Raw genomic sequence first — 13853 nt, forward strand, 5'->3', positions numbered from 1 at the left:
GATGCAAACGTTACTGTTGATGGGCTTCGAGCCTTTTGATCAAGACCCGGTCAACCCGTCCTGGGAGGCTGTACGCCAGTTGGATGGGATGCTATTGGGCGAGGATGTGCAGATTGTTGCGCGCCGACTGCCCTGTGCATTTAGCTTGGTGGGGGAGTGCCTGGCTGAGTGGATCACGCAATTGCGCCCGTCGATGGTGATCGCAACGGACCTCGGGCCTGGACGCAGCAGCATTTCCATGGAGCGGGTGGCGATCAACGTTAACGACGCGCGCATCCCGGACAACCTGGGTGAGCAACCTGTCGATACGCCCGTGGTGATCGACGGGCCGGTGGCGTACTTCAGCACATTGCCGATCAAGGCCATGGTCAAGGCGTTGCGCGAGGCCGGGGTGCCTGCGGCGGTTTCGCAGACGGCGGGTACGTTTGTGTGTAATCAGGTGTTTTATCTGTTGCAGCACGCGCTGGCCGGCACGGACGTTCGCAGTGGGTTCATCCATGTGCCGAACTTGCCGGAGCAGGTGGTGGGGACTGGGCTGGCATCGATGCCATTGGTGACAACCTTAGAAGGCTTGCGCCTGGCGGTGCAGGTGGCATGGAACACACAGGTTGATGTGGTGCAGGCCGGTGGCCAGGTCAGTTGACCCGGCTCGCGGTGTTCAGGCTTCGCGCCTGGGGAAAAACAACTCAAAACAGGTCACTCCGGCCTCACTGGTGACCCGGTAGCGGCCGTTATGCAGCTGCATGATGGTCGCCACAATCGACAGCCCCAGCCCATTGGACTGGGCCGAGCGTTCCCGTGACTCATCCACCCGGTAAAAACGCTCGAACAGGCGCGGCAAATGCTCGGCGGGAATCGTCTGCCCCTGGTTGCTGACGCGCAAGTTGATGCCCTCGGCGTCTGGAATGGCCTGAATCAGCAACTGCGAACTGGGTGCGCCGTACTTGATGGCGTTTGCACACAAATTTGCCAAGGCGCGGCGCAACAGCATCGGCTCGGCCCAGATCAGGCCTTCGCCCTCGGCCTGAATGTGAATATCCACATCGCTCGCCAACCCTTCGAAGTAGTCGGCTATACGCTCCACTTCATCCGCCGCACTCAGTTCCTGGCGTTGGCGCAGTGCGCTGGCCGGGTCGGTACGGGCGAGGAACAGCATGTTGTCGAGCATTCGTGCCAGGCGTTCGAGTTCTTCGACATTGGACGCCAGCAGTTGCTGGTAGCTCTCAATGTTACGGCTCTGTTGCAGGGCGACCTGGGTTTCCCCCAGCAAGTTGTTGATCGGCGTGCGCAGCTCGTGGGCCATGTCGGTGGATACCTGGCTCAGTTGCACAAAGCCCTTGGCCAACCGTTCAAGCATGGTATTGAAGGCGTCGATCATCGGCAGCAGCTCTTTGGGCGCGCCGTGGCTGTCGAGGCGTTCGGCCAGGTTGCCCACGCCGATACCTTGGGTGTGCACGGCCAGGCGCCGCAGTGGCACCAGCCCGCGGTGCACCAGCAGGTAGCTGACGATGGCGAGAATGACCGCGGCGATGCTGGCGAGGATAAACACGCTCAAGCGATAGCTGGCGAGCATCGCCGTGCGTTCGGTCATCAGGCGCCCGGTGGTGACTTGCAGGCTGCCCAGGTCGCCCGAGTCGATGGACGCGGCCACGGTGGCGAAAGGCACGCCATTGATACCGGGTAAATGGTGCACGTCGGCAAAGCCCAGTTCACGGTTGGTGGGCACGGGCGGCACATCTGGCATTGCAATGTTGCCCGGGTTTACCAGCAGCAACGGCTTTTGCCCCGGCGCCGCGATGCTCAGCACCGACTCGCTGTTGCCCAGCATGTTCTGGAACAGCTCTGGCTTGGTCTTGATCAGGTCCAGGGTGTTGCTGTCCTTGAGCAGGTTGCGCAACTGGTCGGCGCGATAAATCAGTGCGGCGTCGTCACGCTTGATCAGTTCACGCTCAAGCTCGCGGTACAACGCAACGCCCAAGGTGGCGAGCAGCGCGAAGGCGAGCAGGGCGAAGATCAGCGCCAGGCGCAGGGTCAGCGAATAATGGCGGCGAGGGTTCATGGCTGGGTGTCGAAGCGGTAGCCGATGCCCCGCACGCTGTGGATCAATTTGAGCTGGAATGGGTCGTCGATTTTCAGGCGCAGGCGCCGCACGGCGACGTCGACCACATTGGTGTCGCTGTCGAAATTCATGTCCCAGACCCGCGAAGCAATCATCGAGCGTGATAACACCTGGTCCTGGTGGGTGGCGAACAGGTGCAGCAGGGCGAACTCCTTGTTGGTCAATGTAATGCGCGTGCCGCCGCGAGTGACGCGGCGTTTGAGCACGTCGATCTGCAGGTCGGCGATGTGCAGTTGCTCTTCTTCGCGACTCGGGCCGCGACGCGTCAGGGTACGCAAGCGCGCGACTAGTTCGGCGAAGGAGAAGGGCTTGATCAGGTAGTCGTCGGCGCCCAGTTCCAGGCCCTTGATGCGGTCGGCGATGTCATCGCGGGCAGTGAGGAACAGCACCGGCGTGTCAGCCTCTTTGCGCAGGCGGCGCAGCACTTCCCAGCCGTCCATTTTCGGCATCATCACATCCAGCACGATGACGTCGAAGGGCGTTTCCAGTGCCTGGTGCAAGCCGTCTACGCCGTCGCGGGCAAGGCTCACCGAGTAACCCAGTTCCTGCAGGCCATTGAGCAGGTAATTGCCGGCCTTGGGTTCGTCTTCGACTACGAGGATGTTCATGGGAAGTGCCCTGGTTCGCTGCGTTGCGCAAGTGTAGCCGGATCAATTGTCACTGGGGCAACCGATGCCTTGCACCTGGTAGTCCAGCACGTGTTCACGGTCTTGGGAGTCGAGGTATTTGAGTTGTGCCGGGACGATCCCGCATTGGCCGTAGGTGTCGGTGCTCGACAGCACTTTGGCCACGTCCAGGTGCACGAAGAAGCCGGTTTTGTCGTGGATCACGTTAGCGTCAGGGGCGGTGTCGGCAGCGAACGCAGAGCCGGTAGCAAGCAAAGCGGCAAAGCCCAGGATAAACAGTTTCATGGCAGTAGCTCTCTTTAAGGGTTGGCTGCCGGGGCTGGCAGTGAGTTCACAGTAACCAGGCACCCCAAACAGCCAGCCAACAGGATCATGACAAGTTTGTAATGCGTGGTTTAAGGCTGGCGGCCGGACGCTTCGAGGATCAGGTCGGTGATTGCCTTGGCGTGGGACACCAGCGACAAGTGGCTCGACGGCAGTTCGATGGTGGTCGCGTTCATGCGCTTGGCCAGAAAACGCTCCAGGTCCGGGTTGATGGTCTGGTCATTGCTCGACACTGCGTACCAGGACGGCTTGGTGTGCCAGGCGGCATTCACCGTGCGGCCGTTGAACAGGGTCTTGGCGATCGGCTGCTGTACCGCGTACAGCTGCAGGGCTTTGGCGCGCGGCACGTCAGCGGCGAAGTACTTGAGGAAGGCGTCCTGGTTCAGCGTCAGGTAACCGTCGTGCTCGACGACACCGGCGCGCACCGGCGTGCTGGGGTATTTGGCAGACAGGGCGACGAAGTCTTCGTTGGCGTCCGGTGCACGGGCGGCCACGTACACCAGTGAGCTGACCTTGGGGTTCGCCCCGGCGTCGCTGACCACGGTGCCGGCGTAGGAGTGACCGACCAGCACGGTAGGGCCGTCCTGTTGGTCCAGCACGCGGTTGGTGGCAGCGACGTCATCGGCCACCGAAGTCAGTGGGTTTTGTACGGCGGTCACATGCAGCCCGGCGGCCTGCAGGCGCGTGATCACCTCGGACCAGCTCGAGCCGTCAGCCCAGGACCCGTGCACCAGCACCACATTGTTGGCCTTGACCGGCGCGACAGTGCCGGCCATGGCGGTGCCGGTGCCCAGCATCAACAGGCTGGCGGCGATCAGGCAGAGTTTGCTGGCAGGTTTCATCGTGCGGCCCTTCATCATCAGTGGGAAGTTGTGCCACCCGGTGTGGGTGACTGACGACGCCACTGTATGAAGCGAGGGTGCTGACAAGCCTTACAGGCTCATTACAAACCTGTCATTCAATCGCAGGGGCCGCCAGATACCGCTGGCGTTTACAAGCGAGGAGGTGACCCGTAGATTGCATCGGGCCGATTATTTGTTACCGCCTATGAGGAAGCCACGCAGTGTCCATTCGAGGTCCAGCCGTATTCACCCAACGTTACCGCGCCTTCCTGTTTGATATGGATGGCACCCTGCTCAACTCCATTGCCGCCGCCGAGCGCGTGTGGAGCATCTGGGCTGAACGCCACGGTCTGGAGGTGGCGGCGTTCCTGACCACCATTCATGGCGCACGCGCCATTGACACTATTACTCGCCAGGCACTGCCAGGCGTGGACCCCGAAGTTGAAGCACAGTGGATTACCGAGGCCGAAATCAACGACGTCGAAGGCGTGGTGGCGATTCCCGGTGCTGTCGGGTTTCTGAATAGCGTGCCTGGCGATCAATGGGCACTGGTCACGTCTGCGCCCAAGGCGCTCGCGCTACGACGCCTGGCTGCGGCCGGTATTACGCCCCCAGCCGTGCTGGTGACGGCCGAGGACGTTGCCAGCGGCAAGCCCGATCCCGCCTGTTACGTGCTGGGCGCCCAGCGTCTGGGTGTGCCGGTGCAGGATTGCCTGGTGTTCGAAGACGCTTCGGTGGGGATTCGCGCCGGGGAGGCGGCCGGCGCGGATGTGCTGGTTGTAACCAATACACACCTGACGCCGATCGTCACGGCGCATGCCTGCATTAACGACTATCAGCCGCTGCAGGTTCTGCGCGATGCAGAGGGCACGTTACGCTTGCAGCGCCTGGAAGACTGAAACGAAAAAGCCGAGCCCGTTATTGGTCTCGGCTTTGTGCGCAGGAAGGCGAGTCGGGTGGCGCCTGCAGTCGGCTGCTCTTGATGCCTTGGCGCGAAAGCACCATTTCCCTGAGGATTTCATTGGCAAGCCGGGCAATCGCCTCGGGGCCATGGTAGTGCGCGCGCACGATGCCGGTAATCGCGAAATGGTCGGTTTCCGGACCACTAAGGATGGCGGAAAGGGTGCCGTCAGCGTGTAACGTACAGGTGATCGCATAGCTGGGCAAACGCGCCGCCAGGGCCGCTTCGATTTGAGATTTGCTGAGGGTATCCATCTGCGTCAATGCCTTTCAGAAACCGTGCAAGCCCAAGCATAGATCCTGCCGCCGACCTGTAAATACCGGCGATCTAATAGCAGATTAGCCGCCATCAACGTGCGGTTTTCGGGTGCTCACGTTGCGCGGCGCGCTGGCATAATTTGCGCAAAATGGCTTTCTGGATAGGCTGTAGGCAGAACACGAACAGGTAGCCGCACAAGAAGAGTGTAAGTTCCATCGACGAACGCTTGCCGGGGTCACTGACTGTTTCGATCTCGAACTTCACGCCATATCCCAGCACCACGAAGGCCAGCCCTATCAGCAGGGCGATCCCCCAAGACTTGGAGGCAAGCGGTTGTTTTGCAATCGGTCTCATCGACGTGCTCCTGAACGCACACTGATGGTAGGGTTATAGTCAGTGGATTCGGCCGCGAATTACGCAACAAGTTCCAGTCGCCAAGACAGTTTTATCTTGCAGCGTAGCTGAAAGCATAAAGCACGCCGATCATGCAGGAAGCGCGAGTGGGCGGAAGGGTTTTCGCCAGCCATCACAATGAACGAAAAGGCTGGCTACTGAGTGAGGCGTCAAGGAGTCTGGTTTTTGTCCGGAGCTGTCAGGCCAGCCTGAATGCGCTGGTAGATCTCCTCGCGATGCACGGCAACGTCCTTGGGTGCGTTGATGCCGATTCGTACTTGCTGGCCGCTGACGCCCAGGATGGTGATCGTGATGTCATCACCGATGTTTATGCTTTCACCAACTTTGCGGGTGAGTATCAGCATGGACTTCTCCTTGATTACTTTTAAGGACACATGTTTCAGACAGGGCAGGTGTCGGATGTGTGTAGCTTACTGCTAAGCGCTTCCCTGTGACTGCCTCTTTTAGGACGCATAGAGGCGACATTAATTCCCATGGCGGCATCATACAGGTCTGCGATACATCATTCGCATTGTTTAAGCCAACGTTTATGACGGCCAGAATAGACAGTGAATGATAAAGTTGCCTCTTTATCCTTAAAGGAGCAGGGCTGTGCGTAAAGTAGCGATGGCAATTGCGGTGTTGGCGTTGGCCGGTTGCGGTGAAGGTAAACCGGTTGACGCCCCCAAGGCCAAGCCTGCCGTGACCGAGAGCCAGCCACAAACCGGGGCGATTGCCGCTCAGGAATGGGATGTGTGGGTAGGCCCGCCGGACCATAAGCTGCAAGCAATCACCGACCTGACTGCCTGGTTGCTCGAACATGGTTTCAACTTCTATATCGTCAAAACAGACGGCAAGGACGAGGTGTATCTAGGCCCGTTCGCGAGCAAGGCCGAGGCTGAAGCCAAGCAGGCGCTGCTGACCGAAAAGCTCGCACGGGCCAAGAAAAACGATACCGAATCAGAGGTTATCGAGCACAAGGTCGCGCAATAACCGGCAGGGTGGGCGGCAACTCCGCCCACGCTCAACCGCAGGTCTTCAGGTTTACCGGGCCGACGAACTCGTTACCGCGCCCCATCACACACGCCACAGTCTGGTTGCGCTGGCGCTCCCAGGGTTGCACCGGATAGGTCTTGTTCCAGGCTTCATACAGCTGGCGGTCCTGTTTTGACAGGCGCAAGCCGTATTGTTTGCTCATGTAAAAATACGTTCGGGCGATCATTCCGCGAATAGACGGGCGGGGCATGACTTTTTTGGCCTTGAAATCGACCTGGGTCAGGCATGAGCCGTACTGCCCGCGTTGCGCCGGCAGCCAGCCAAAACTGAAGTTGTTACGGTCGCCATTGACCTCGCCGATGCTCGGCACCAGGTTGTGCAGGTCCGCCTCGGCGCGCTTGAACACATCATCGTGACGCGTACAGTTTTTGCGCCCGCCGGCTTGCCAGCACTGGCGCTGATGTCCGATCTGCCAGGCCGGGACGATATGTTCCCATTCGATGCGTGCGGCACGGTTGGCATTTTTGCGCGGTACGTAACCGCAGGCTTTCAAATCGACCCGGTTGCCGGTGTATTTGCAGCCACAGTAGAACTCCGTGGATTGCGGGGCGTAGAGCTTCCAGGCGACTTTCTTGGCCTCGCTGAAGGTTCGAGGCGCCTGTGCGTGGGCTGTAACGGCAAAAAACAGGCAAAAAACAGCAATAAAACGGCCACTCATTGAATCAATCTTCCTTCGGCACAACCCAGAAAATCTGCACGCCACCGTCATCCCGGTAGGCGAGGGTGACGTTGTCGTTCTCCGCAATCTCCTCCAGCAAGCGCGCCCATTCCTCCTCAGGCTCATCCGGCAAGCGAAAGATCAAGGCAGCCTTGGCTTTCTGGGCATTGGTCGAATTGATGATTTTTTGCACGCGAACGGCAAGGCGTGCGTACGCGTCAGGGGTTGGCGCTGCGGAAGAGGACGTTGCCACGGAGTATTCCTTAGTGTGCTGTACGGGCATACAGTATTTAACTGTTACGATTTTCGCAACTGCTTAAAATTCAGGAGGTTTGTCTGGCAGCGTTTTCAGCGAGGTGATTGAGCGCGGGGAGTTGTATCGAGGTGTAAGAGGAGAGGTAGAAGCGGGTGAACCCGCCTCTACCCGTGTTACCGGGGATCAGTATTCCCAGAACATCCGTTGCAGCTCTTTGCTGTCCTGGGTCTTGGTCAGGGCAACCATCGCCAGAATCCGGGCTTTTTGTGGGTTCAGGTCATGTGCGGCGACCCAGTCGTACTTGTCGTCAGGCTGTTCGGCATTGCGCAGAACGAAACCGCCGGCATTCACGTGGGAAGAACGAATGATCTGCACGCCTTGCTTGCGCAGTTCCTGCAGGGCCGGCACTACCTTGGAAGACACCGAACCATTGCCGGTACCGGCGTGGATGATGGCTTTGGCACCGGCCTGGGCCAGGGCTTTGACGGCGGTGTCGCTCACGTTGCCGTAACCGTAGGCGATTTCAACGTCCGGCAGGCTCTTGATGGTCTTGATGTCGAATTCGGAATCCATGGTGTGACGCTTGGCAGGCAAGCGGAACCAGTAGGATTTGCCTTCAACCACCATGCCCAGCGGGCCCCATGGGCTTTTGAACGCTTCAGTCTTGATGTTGATCATTTTGCTGACGTCGCGACCCGATTGGATCTCGTCGTTCATGGTCACCAGCACGCCCTTGCCGCGCGCGTCTTTGCTGCCGGCAACGGCCACGGCGTTGTACAGGTTGAGCATGCCGTCCGCCGACATGGCGGTGCCTGGGCGCATGGAGCCGACCACCACGATTGGCTTGTCGGTTTTTTCCACCAGGTTGAGGAAGTAAGCGGTTTCTTCCAGGGTGTCGGTGCCGTGGGTGATCACGATACCGTCCACGTCCTTGCTGTCGGCCAGCTCGGCAACACGGCGGCCCAGTTGCAGCAGGTTTTCGTTGTTGATGCTTTCGGACGCAATTTGCATCACTTGTTCGCCGCGTACGTTGGCGATCTGACTAAGCTCAGGAACGCCGGCGATCAGTTGTTCGATGCCGACTTTGGCCGCCTGGTACGTGGCACTGTTGGCCGCACTGGCGCCGGCGCCAGCAATGGTGCCGCCGGTGGCGAGGATCACGACGTTGGACAGTTTGGTCTTGGTTTCAACTTCCTTTGCCTGGGCGGCAACGGGGAACAGCAGCAGGAGGGCGAGGGCGCCCGGAACAAAAGTCTTCAGTGCAGATTTCATTATTTTTCTCTCTGGTTTTTGATGAGTGCTGTAGCAGGTTCATCGAGAACACCCGGGCCGTTCTGAATGCCGCGAGGTGCTTGGAAAGAGCAGGATTTGTACCAAGCCCATGATGTTCGCGGTCATAAATTAACGTGTTGATTTAAAACAACTTATATTGAATTTTAAGATGAGTGGGCAGCGTGCTCGTCCGGCATTCCGAACAGCAGGGTGGTATTGCGTTCGGTTGTCCGAAAACCATGATGGAATATCAACGGTGGGTGTGGGACTTGGGCGCCATAGCCTGTCGTTTTAGACAACGATCGGGAGAAGCTGAGGTTCAATCCTGCGACCCGCAGGGTGTAGGGGAAGGTAACCGAGCGCCTGGATGAAAGACGCTTTTCACCCGTTGACAAATCTCGACAAGGTTCTCATAGTTTGAACAACGCAAACGTTTGCGAGATGTTTCGCAGTGCAAGCGTTGCTCACAATAATCATAAGATCGGAGTGAACCCATGAAGCTGCCATTTGCTGGACGTCTTCTTGCTGTCGCTGTGCTTGCTGCCGCATCCGCTGCTCTGCCCCTTTCCTCTGCTTTTGCCGATGACGCCGCCGCCAAACCCAAGGTCGGCCTGGTGATGAAGTCCCTCGCCAACGAATTTTTCGTGACCATGCAGGACGGCGCCAAGGCTTATCAGAAAGAACACGCCGCCGATTTCGACATGATCACCAACGGGATCAAGAACGAAACCGACACCAGCGCGCAGATCGATATCGTCAACCAGATGATCCTCGCCAAAGTAAACGCCATCGTGATTGCTCCGGCTGATTCCAAGGCGCTGGTCACCGTGTTGAAGAAAGCCTCCGATGCCGGCATCAAGGTCGTCAACATCGATAATCGCCTTGACCCGGACGTGCTCAAAAGCAAAAACCTCGATATCCCGTTCGTAGGTCCGGACAACCGCAAAGGCTCCAAGCTGGTGGGTGACTACCTGGCCAAGCAACTGAAGGCAGGTGACAAGGTCGGCATCATCGAAGGCGTGCCGACCACCACCAATGCCCAGCAGCGCACCGCAGGCTACAAGGATGCGATGGACGCCGCGGGCATGAAGATTGTTTCCACCCAATCGGGTAACTGGGAAATCGACCAGGGCCAGAAGGTGGCGTCTGCCATGCTGAGCGAATACCCGGACCTCAAGGCACTGCTGGCGGGTAACGACAACATGGCCCTGGGCGCTGTCTCTGCCGTACGTGCGGCGGGCAAGGCCGGCAAGGTGCTGGTGGTTGGCTATGACAATATCGAAGCCATCAAGCCTATGTTGCAAGACGGCCGCGTACTCGCGACCGCCGACCAGGCTGCAGCCCAGCAAGCGGTATTCGGTATCCAGAACGCGCTCAAGCTGGTCAAGGGTGAAAAAGTCGAGTCCAAAGACGGCGTGATCGAAACCCCGGTCGAACTCGTCCTCAAGAAGTAATCCTGGCAGCACCCAACAGCGCCCGCTCGTCCTGAGCGGGCGCCTGGAGATTTTCCTATGTCATCTTCCGCCCCGAACGCTGTCCTCTCGGTCAGCGGTATCGGCAAGACCTATGCCCAACCGGTACTGTCCGACATCACCCTGACGCTCAATCGCGGGGAAGTGCTGGCGCTGACCGGTGAGAATGGCGCAGGTAAAAGCACCTTGTCGAAAATCATCGGCGGGCTGGTCACGCCGACCACCGGGCACATGCAGTTCAATGGCCAGGATTACCGTCCCGGCAGCCGCACCCAGGCTGAAGAGCTGGGCGTGCGCATGGTCATGCAGGAACTCAACCTGCTGCCGACCCTGACCGTGGCCGAAAACCTGTTCCTGGACAACCTGCCCCGCAACTGTGGCTGGATCAACCGCAAGCAACTGCGTAAAGCTGCGATCGAAGCCATGGCCCAGGTCGGCCTGGATGCGATCGACCCGGACACCCTGGTGGGGACGCTGGGCATTGGCCATCAGCAGATGGTCGAGATCGCCCGCAACCTGATCGGCGACTGCCATGTACTGATCCTCGACGAACCGACCGCCATGCTCACGGCCCGTGAAGTCGAGATGCTCTTTGAACAAATCACCCGCCTGCAGGCTCGGGGCGTGGCGATCATTTATATTTCACACCGGCTTGAAGAGCTCGCCCGTGTTGCCCAGCGCATTGCAGTACTGCGTGACGGCAAGCTGGTCTGCGTCGAGCCGATGGCCAATTACAACAGTGAGCAGCTGGTGACCTTGATGGTCGGCCGCGAGCTGGGTGAGCAGATCGACCTGGGGCCACGCACCATTGGCGGCCCGGCGCTGACGGTCAAAGGCTTGACCCGCTCGGACAAGGTTCGCGATGTGTCCTTTGAGGTGCGTGCCGGTGAGATCTATGGCATTTCAGGCCTGATCGGCGCCGGCCGCACTGAATTGCTGCGTCTTATTTTCGGTGCCGACCTGGCCGACAGCGGCACCGTGGCCCTGGGTTCGCCAGCCCAAGTGGTGAGCATTCGCTCGCCGGTGGACGCAGTGGGCCATGGCATCGCGCTGATCACCGAAGACCGCAAGGGCGAAGGCCTGCTGCTGACCCAATCCATCAGCGCCAACATTGCCTTGGGCAACATGCCGGAAATCTCCGGTGGCGGCGTGGTCAACAGCCGCGACGAAACTGCCTTGGCCAAGCGCCAGATCGATGCCATGCGCATCCGCAGCTCCAGCCCGGCGCAGTTGGTGTCCGAGTTGTCGGGCGGCAACCAGCAGAAGGTCGTGATTGGCCGTTGGCTGGAGCGCGACTGCGCGGTAATGCTGTTCGATGAGCCGACTCGCGGTATCGACGTCGGCGCCAAGTTCGACATTTATGCCTTGCTCGGCGAATTGACGCGCCAGGGCAAAGCGCTGGTGGTGGTATCGAGTGACCTGCGCGAACTGATGCTGATCTGCGATCGCATCGGTGTGCTGTCTGCCGGGCGCTTGATCGAGACCTTCGAGCGCGACAGCTGGACCCAGGACGAATTGCTCGCCGCCGCCTTTGCCGGCTATCAAAAACGTGACGCGCTGCTCAACGACGCAGTGCTTAGGGAAACACCATGAAAATCACTTCTTCCCCGGGCAAAACCGGCGGCAACTTCTACGGCCTGGGCACCTACCTGGGGCTGGCTGGCGCCTTGCTCGCGATGATTGCGCTGTTCTCGGTGCTCAGCGACCACTTCCTGTCCTATGACACCTTCAGCACCCTGGCCAACCAGATCCCGGACCTGATGGTGCTGGCGGTGGGCATGACGTTCATCCTGATCATCGGCGGCATTGATCTGTCGGTGGGCTCGGTGCTGGCACTGGCCGCTTCGGCGGTCAGTGTGGCGATTCTGGGCTGGGGCTGGAGCGTGTTGCCAGCCGCATTGCTGGGCATGGGCTGCGCTGCGTTGGCGGGCACCATTACGGGTTCGATTACCGTGGCATGGCGCATTCCGTCGTTTATCGTGTCCCTTGGCGTGCTGGAAATGGCGCGTGGCGTGGCCTACCAGATGACCGGCTCGCGCACCGCCTATATCGGTGACTCCTATGCCTGGCTGTCGAACCCGGTGGCTTTCGGGATTTCGCCGTCGTTCATCATTGCCCTGTTGGTGATCATCGCCGCTCAGTTGGTGTTGACCCGTACCGTATTCGGTCGCTACCTGATCGGCATCGGCACCAACGAAGAAGCCGTGCGCCTGGCCGGCATCAACCCCAAGCCTTACAAGATCCTGGTGTTCAGCCTGATGGGCCTGCTGGCCGGGGTGGCGGCATTGTTCCAGATTTCCCGCCTGGAAGCGGCGGACCCGAATGCCGGCTCCGGCCTGGAGCTGCAAGTGATCGCCGCCGTGGTGATCGGTGGCACCAGCCTGATGGGTGGGCGCGGGTCGGTTATCAGCACCTTCTTCGGTGTGCTGATTATTTCGGTACTGGCCGCCGGCCTTGCGCAGATCGGTGCGACAGAGCCAACCAAACGCATCATTACCGGCGCCGTAATCGTGATTGCCGTGGTCCTCGACACCTACCGCAGCCAGCGCGCCAGTCGGCGGGGCTGAACCATGGCAACGATCAAGGATGTGGCCGCGCTTGCAGGTATTTCCTACACCACTGTGTCCCATGTGGTGAACAAGACGCGGCCGGTCAGCGAGCCTGTGCGCATCAAGGTGGAAGCGGCGATCAAGCAGCTGGACTACGTGCCGAGTGCCGTCGCGCGCTCGCTCAAGGCCAAGACCACTGCGACCATCGGCCTGCTGGTGCCCAACAGCCTTAACCCGTATTTTGCCGAGCTGGCGCGGGGTATCGAGGATTACTGCGAGCGTAATGGCTATTGCGTGATCCTCTGCAACTCCGACGATAACGCCGAAAAGCAGCGCAGCTATCTGCGCGTGTTGCTGGAAAAGCGCATCGACGGCCTGATCGTGACCTCGGTGGGCGGCGACGACAGTGGCCTTGCCGCAGGCTTGAGCGCGGTGCGCACCCCCATGGTAATTGTCGACCGAGCACTGGACGGCATTGATGTCGACCTGGTGCGCATCGATCATGAGCAGGGTGCCTACCTGGCAACCCGGCATTTGCTGGAGCTTGGTCACCGCGACATCGCCTGCATTGGCGGCCCCAGTCATACCCGCGTGGCGCAAATGCGTCTTGCCGGCTATCACCGCGCGCTGCGTGAGGCGGGCGTGGAAGTGCTGGCCAATCGCACCCAGGAAAGCGATTTCACCAGCACCGGTGGTTATGCCGCGGCGGTACAGCTGCTGTCGGAAAACCCGCCCAGCGCGATTTTCGCCAGTAACGATATGATTGGTTTCGGTGTGTTGCGTGCAGCCGCCGAACGCAATATCCGTGTGCCTGGCGAGCTGTCGGTGATTGGTTTTGACGATATTCAAATGGGCCGTTACGTGTACCCGGCGCTGACGACGGTCGGGCAGTCGATCGTGCAACTGGGCGAGACGGCGGCCGAGCTTTTACTGCGACGAATTGCAACACCCCAACTGCCGATCGATCAGCGCATCGTGACGCCGAGCATTGTTTTGCGTGAGTCGACGGCGCCGTTTGCCGGTGTGTTCGCCCAATACCGCTGAACCGAATTGATGAGTACTGATGT

17 protein-coding genes are annotated in these 13853 nt (G+C 59.7%); 7 read left to right on the forward strand and 10 right to left on the reverse strand.

Features of this window, described 5'->3' with window-relative positions; translation table 11 throughout:
• Position 1: 1 nt before the first annotated feature.
• Positions 2 to 643 (forward strand): pyroglutamyl-peptidase I, encoded by a 642-nt coding sequence (gene pcp, locus HX790_RS17805; RefSeq protein ID WP_176991855.1) that lies wholly within the window; start codon positions 2 to 4, stop codon positions 641 to 643.
• A gap of 15 nt (positions 644 to 658) precedes the next feature.
• On the opposite strand, the gene HX790_RS17810 is transcribed toward pcp, so the two are convergent.
• The 4 genes from HX790_RS17810 to HX790_RS17825 all read right to left on the reverse strand — a co-directional run bounded on the left by HX790_RS17810 (position 659) and on the right by HX790_RS17825 (position 3911).
• Positions 659 to 2059 (reverse strand): heavy metal sensor histidine kinase, encoded by a 1401-nt coding sequence (locus tag HX790_RS17810; RefSeq protein WP_170037997.1) that lies wholly within the window; start codon positions 2057 to 2059, stop codon positions 659 to 661.
• Positions 2056 to 2727 carry a heavy metal response regulator transcription factor gene (locus tag HX790_RS17815; RefSeq protein ID WP_017138758.1) on the reverse strand — a complete coding sequence of 224 codons (672 nt, stop codon included), beginning with the start codon at positions 2725 to 2727 and terminating at the stop codon, positions 2056 to 2058. The genes HX790_RS17810 and HX790_RS17815 overlap by 4 nt, the downstream gene beginning before the upstream one ends.
• 42 nt (positions 2728 to 2769) lie before the next feature.
• Positions 2770 to 3030, reverse strand: coding sequence for a DUF2790 domain-containing protein (locus tag HX790_RS17820; protein ID WP_058419832.1), 261 nt, complete (start codon positions 3028 to 3030; stop codon positions 2770 to 2772).
• 110 nt (positions 3031 to 3140) lie between these two features.
• Positions 3141 to 3911, reverse strand: coding sequence for an alpha/beta fold hydrolase (locus tag HX790_RS17825; RefSeq protein ID WP_169988577.1), 771 nt, complete (start codon positions 3909 to 3911; stop codon positions 3141 to 3143).
• Between the two features lie 221 nt (positions 3912 to 4132).
• Here HX790_RS17825 and HX790_RS17830 point away from each other — a divergent pair, with 221 nt between their 5' ends.
• Positions 4133 to 4810: an HAD-IA family hydrolase gene (locus HX790_RS17830; protein ID WP_099549912.1), complete on the forward strand. Its 678-nt coding sequence runs from the start codon at positions 4133 to 4135 to the stop codon at positions 4808 to 4810.
• Positions 4811 to 4829: 19 nt separating this feature from the next.
• Here HX790_RS17830 and HX790_RS17835 read toward each other — a convergent pair whose 3' ends face one another.
• From HX790_RS17835 to csrA, 3 genes are all read right to left on the reverse strand, one after another.
• Entirely contained in the window at positions 4830 to 5126 is a 297-nt protein-coding gene (locus tag HX790_RS17835; RefSeq protein WP_017138762.1) for a hypothetical protein, read from the reverse strand.
• A 94-nt stretch (positions 5127 to 5220) separates the two neighbouring features.
• On the reverse strand, positions 5221 to 5484 hold the full coding sequence (locus tag HX790_RS17840) for a hypothetical protein (protein WP_017138763.1): 264 nt from the start codon (positions 5482 to 5484) through the stop codon (positions 5221 to 5223).
• 209 nt (positions 5485 to 5693) lie between these two features.
• Positions 5694 to 5888 carry a carbon storage regulator CsrA gene (gene csrA / locus HX790_RS17845; protein ID WP_003192511.1) on the reverse strand — a complete coding sequence of 65 codons (195 nt, stop codon included), beginning with the start codon at positions 5886 to 5888 and terminating at the stop codon, positions 5694 to 5696.
• Positions 5889 to 6150: 262 nt separating this feature from the next.
• Here csrA and HX790_RS17850 point away from each other — a divergent pair, with 262 nt between their 5' ends.
• Positions 6151 to 6516: an SPOR domain-containing protein gene (locus HX790_RS17850; protein ID WP_017138764.1), complete on the forward strand. Its 366-nt coding sequence runs from the start codon at positions 6151 to 6153 to the stop codon at positions 6514 to 6516.
• A gap of 31 nt (positions 6517 to 6547) precedes the next feature.
• On the opposite strand, the gene HX790_RS17855 is transcribed toward HX790_RS17850, so the two are convergent.
• The 3 genes from HX790_RS17855 to HX790_RS17865 form a co-directional block, all read right to left on the reverse strand.
• Positions 6548 to 7237 (reverse strand): endonuclease, encoded by a 690-nt coding sequence (locus HX790_RS17855; protein ID WP_056861270.1) that lies wholly within the window; start codon positions 7235 to 7237, stop codon positions 6548 to 6550.
• 4 nt (positions 7238 to 7241) lie between these two features.
• Positions 7242 to 7490, reverse strand: a complete 249-nt coding sequence (locus HX790_RS17860; RefSeq protein ID WP_017138765.1) for a DUF1654 domain-containing protein — start codon at positions 7488 to 7490, stop codon at positions 7242 to 7244.
• Between the two features lie 186 nt (positions 7491 to 7676).
• Positions 7677 to 8765: an asparaginase gene (locus HX790_RS17865; RefSeq protein WP_056861272.1), complete on the reverse strand. Its 1089-nt coding sequence runs from the start codon at positions 8763 to 8765 to the stop codon at positions 7677 to 7679.
• A 494-nt stretch (positions 8766 to 9259) separates the two neighbouring features.
• On the opposite strand from HX790_RS17865, the gene HX790_RS17870 reads away from it, so the two are divergent.
• From HX790_RS17870 to HX790_RS17885, 4 genes are read left to right on the forward strand one after another with little or no spacing between them, the layout of a single operon-like run.
• On the forward strand, positions 9260 to 10219 hold the full coding sequence (locus HX790_RS17870; protein ID WP_099549913.1) for a sugar ABC transporter substrate-binding protein: 960 nt from the start codon (positions 9260 to 9262) through the stop codon (positions 10217 to 10219).
• A gap of 57 nt (positions 10220 to 10276) precedes the next feature.
• Positions 10277 to 11830, forward strand: coding sequence for a sugar ABC transporter ATP-binding protein (locus HX790_RS17875; protein WP_017138768.1), 1554 nt, complete (start codon positions 10277 to 10279; stop codon positions 11828 to 11830).
• A complete protein-coding gene (locus tag HX790_RS17880) occupies positions 11827 to 12804 on the forward strand; it encodes an ABC transporter permease (RefSeq protein ID WP_099549914.1) in 978 nt (325 codons plus the stop codon). The genes HX790_RS17875 and HX790_RS17880 overlap by 4 nt, the downstream gene beginning before the upstream one ends.
• A gap of 3 nt (positions 12805 to 12807) precedes the next feature.
• On the forward strand, positions 12808 to 13830 hold the full coding sequence (locus HX790_RS17885; protein WP_017138770.1) for a LacI family DNA-binding transcriptional regulator: 1023 nt from the start codon (positions 12808 to 12810) through the stop codon (positions 13828 to 13830).
• Positions 13831 to 13853: the final 23 nt, after the last annotated feature.

It is taken from the genome of Pseudomonas sp. IPO3747, assembly GCF_013385245.1.
Taxonomy (GTDB): domain Bacteria; phylum Pseudomonadota; class Gammaproteobacteria; order Pseudomonadales; family Pseudomonadaceae; genus Aquipseudomonas; species Aquipseudomonas edaphica.

What these genes read in the sequence shown, in the direction of transcription:
- HX790_RS17870 (WP_099549913.1), top strand. Translation starts at nt 9,260, where the DNA reads ATGAAGCTGCCATTTGCTGGACGTCTTCTTGCTGTCGCTGTGCTTGCT.
- csrA (WP_003192511.1), bottom strand. Translation starts at nt 5,888, where the DNA reads ATGCTGATACTCACCCGCAAAGTTGGTGAAAGCATAAACATCGGTGAT.
- HX790_RS17820 (WP_058419832.1), bottom strand. Translation starts at nt 3,030, where the DNA reads ATGAAACTGTTTATCCTGGGCTTTGCCGCTTTGCTTGCTACCGGCTCT.
- HX790_RS17865 (WP_056861272.1), bottom strand. Translation starts at nt 8,765, where the DNA reads ATGAAATCTGCACTGAAGACTTTTGTTCCGGGCGCCCTCGCCCTCCTG.
- HX790_RS17880 (WP_099549914.1), top strand. Translation starts at nt 11,827, where the DNA reads ATGAAAATCACTTCTTCCCCGGGCAAAACCGGCGGCAACTTCTACGGC.
- HX790_RS17850 (WP_017138764.1), top strand. Translation starts at nt 6,151, where the DNA reads ATGGCAATTGCGGTGTTGGCGTTGGCCGGTTGCGGTGAAGGTAAACCG.
- HX790_RS17825 (WP_169988577.1), bottom strand. Translation starts at nt 3,911, where the DNA reads ATGAAACCTGCCAGCAAACTCTGCCTGATCGCCGCCAGCCTGTTGATG.
- HX790_RS17885 (WP_017138770.1), top strand. Translation starts at nt 12,808, where the DNA reads ATGGCAACGATCAAGGATGTGGCCGCGCTTGCAGGTATTTCCTACACC.
- HX790_RS17855 (WP_056861270.1), bottom strand. Translation starts at nt 7,237, where the DNA reads ATGAGTGGCCGTTTTATTGCTGTTTTTTGCCTGTTTTTTGCCGTTACA.
- pcp (WP_176991855.1), top strand. Translation starts at nt 2, where the DNA reads ATGCAAACGTTACTGTTGATGGGCTTCGAGCCTTTTGATCAAGACCCG.
- HX790_RS17815 (WP_017138758.1), bottom strand. Translation starts at nt 2,727, where the DNA reads ATGAACATCCTCGTAGTCGAAGACGAACCCAAGGCCGGCAATTACCTG.
- HX790_RS17835 (WP_017138762.1), bottom strand. Translation starts at nt 5,126, where the DNA reads ATGGATACCCTCAGCAAATCTCAAATCGAAGCGGCCCTGGCGGCGCGT.
- HX790_RS17840 (WP_017138763.1), bottom strand. Translation starts at nt 5,484, where the DNA reads ATGAGACCGATTGCAAAACAACCGCTTGCCTCCAAGTCTTGGGGGATC.
- HX790_RS17810 (WP_170037997.1), bottom strand. Translation starts at nt 2,059, where the DNA reads ATGAACCCTCGCCGCCATTATTCGCTGACCCTGCGCCTGGCGCTGATC.
- HX790_RS17875 (WP_017138768.1), top strand. Translation starts at nt 10,277, where the DNA reads ATGTCATCTTCCGCCCCGAACGCTGTCCTCTCGGTCAGCGGTATCGGC.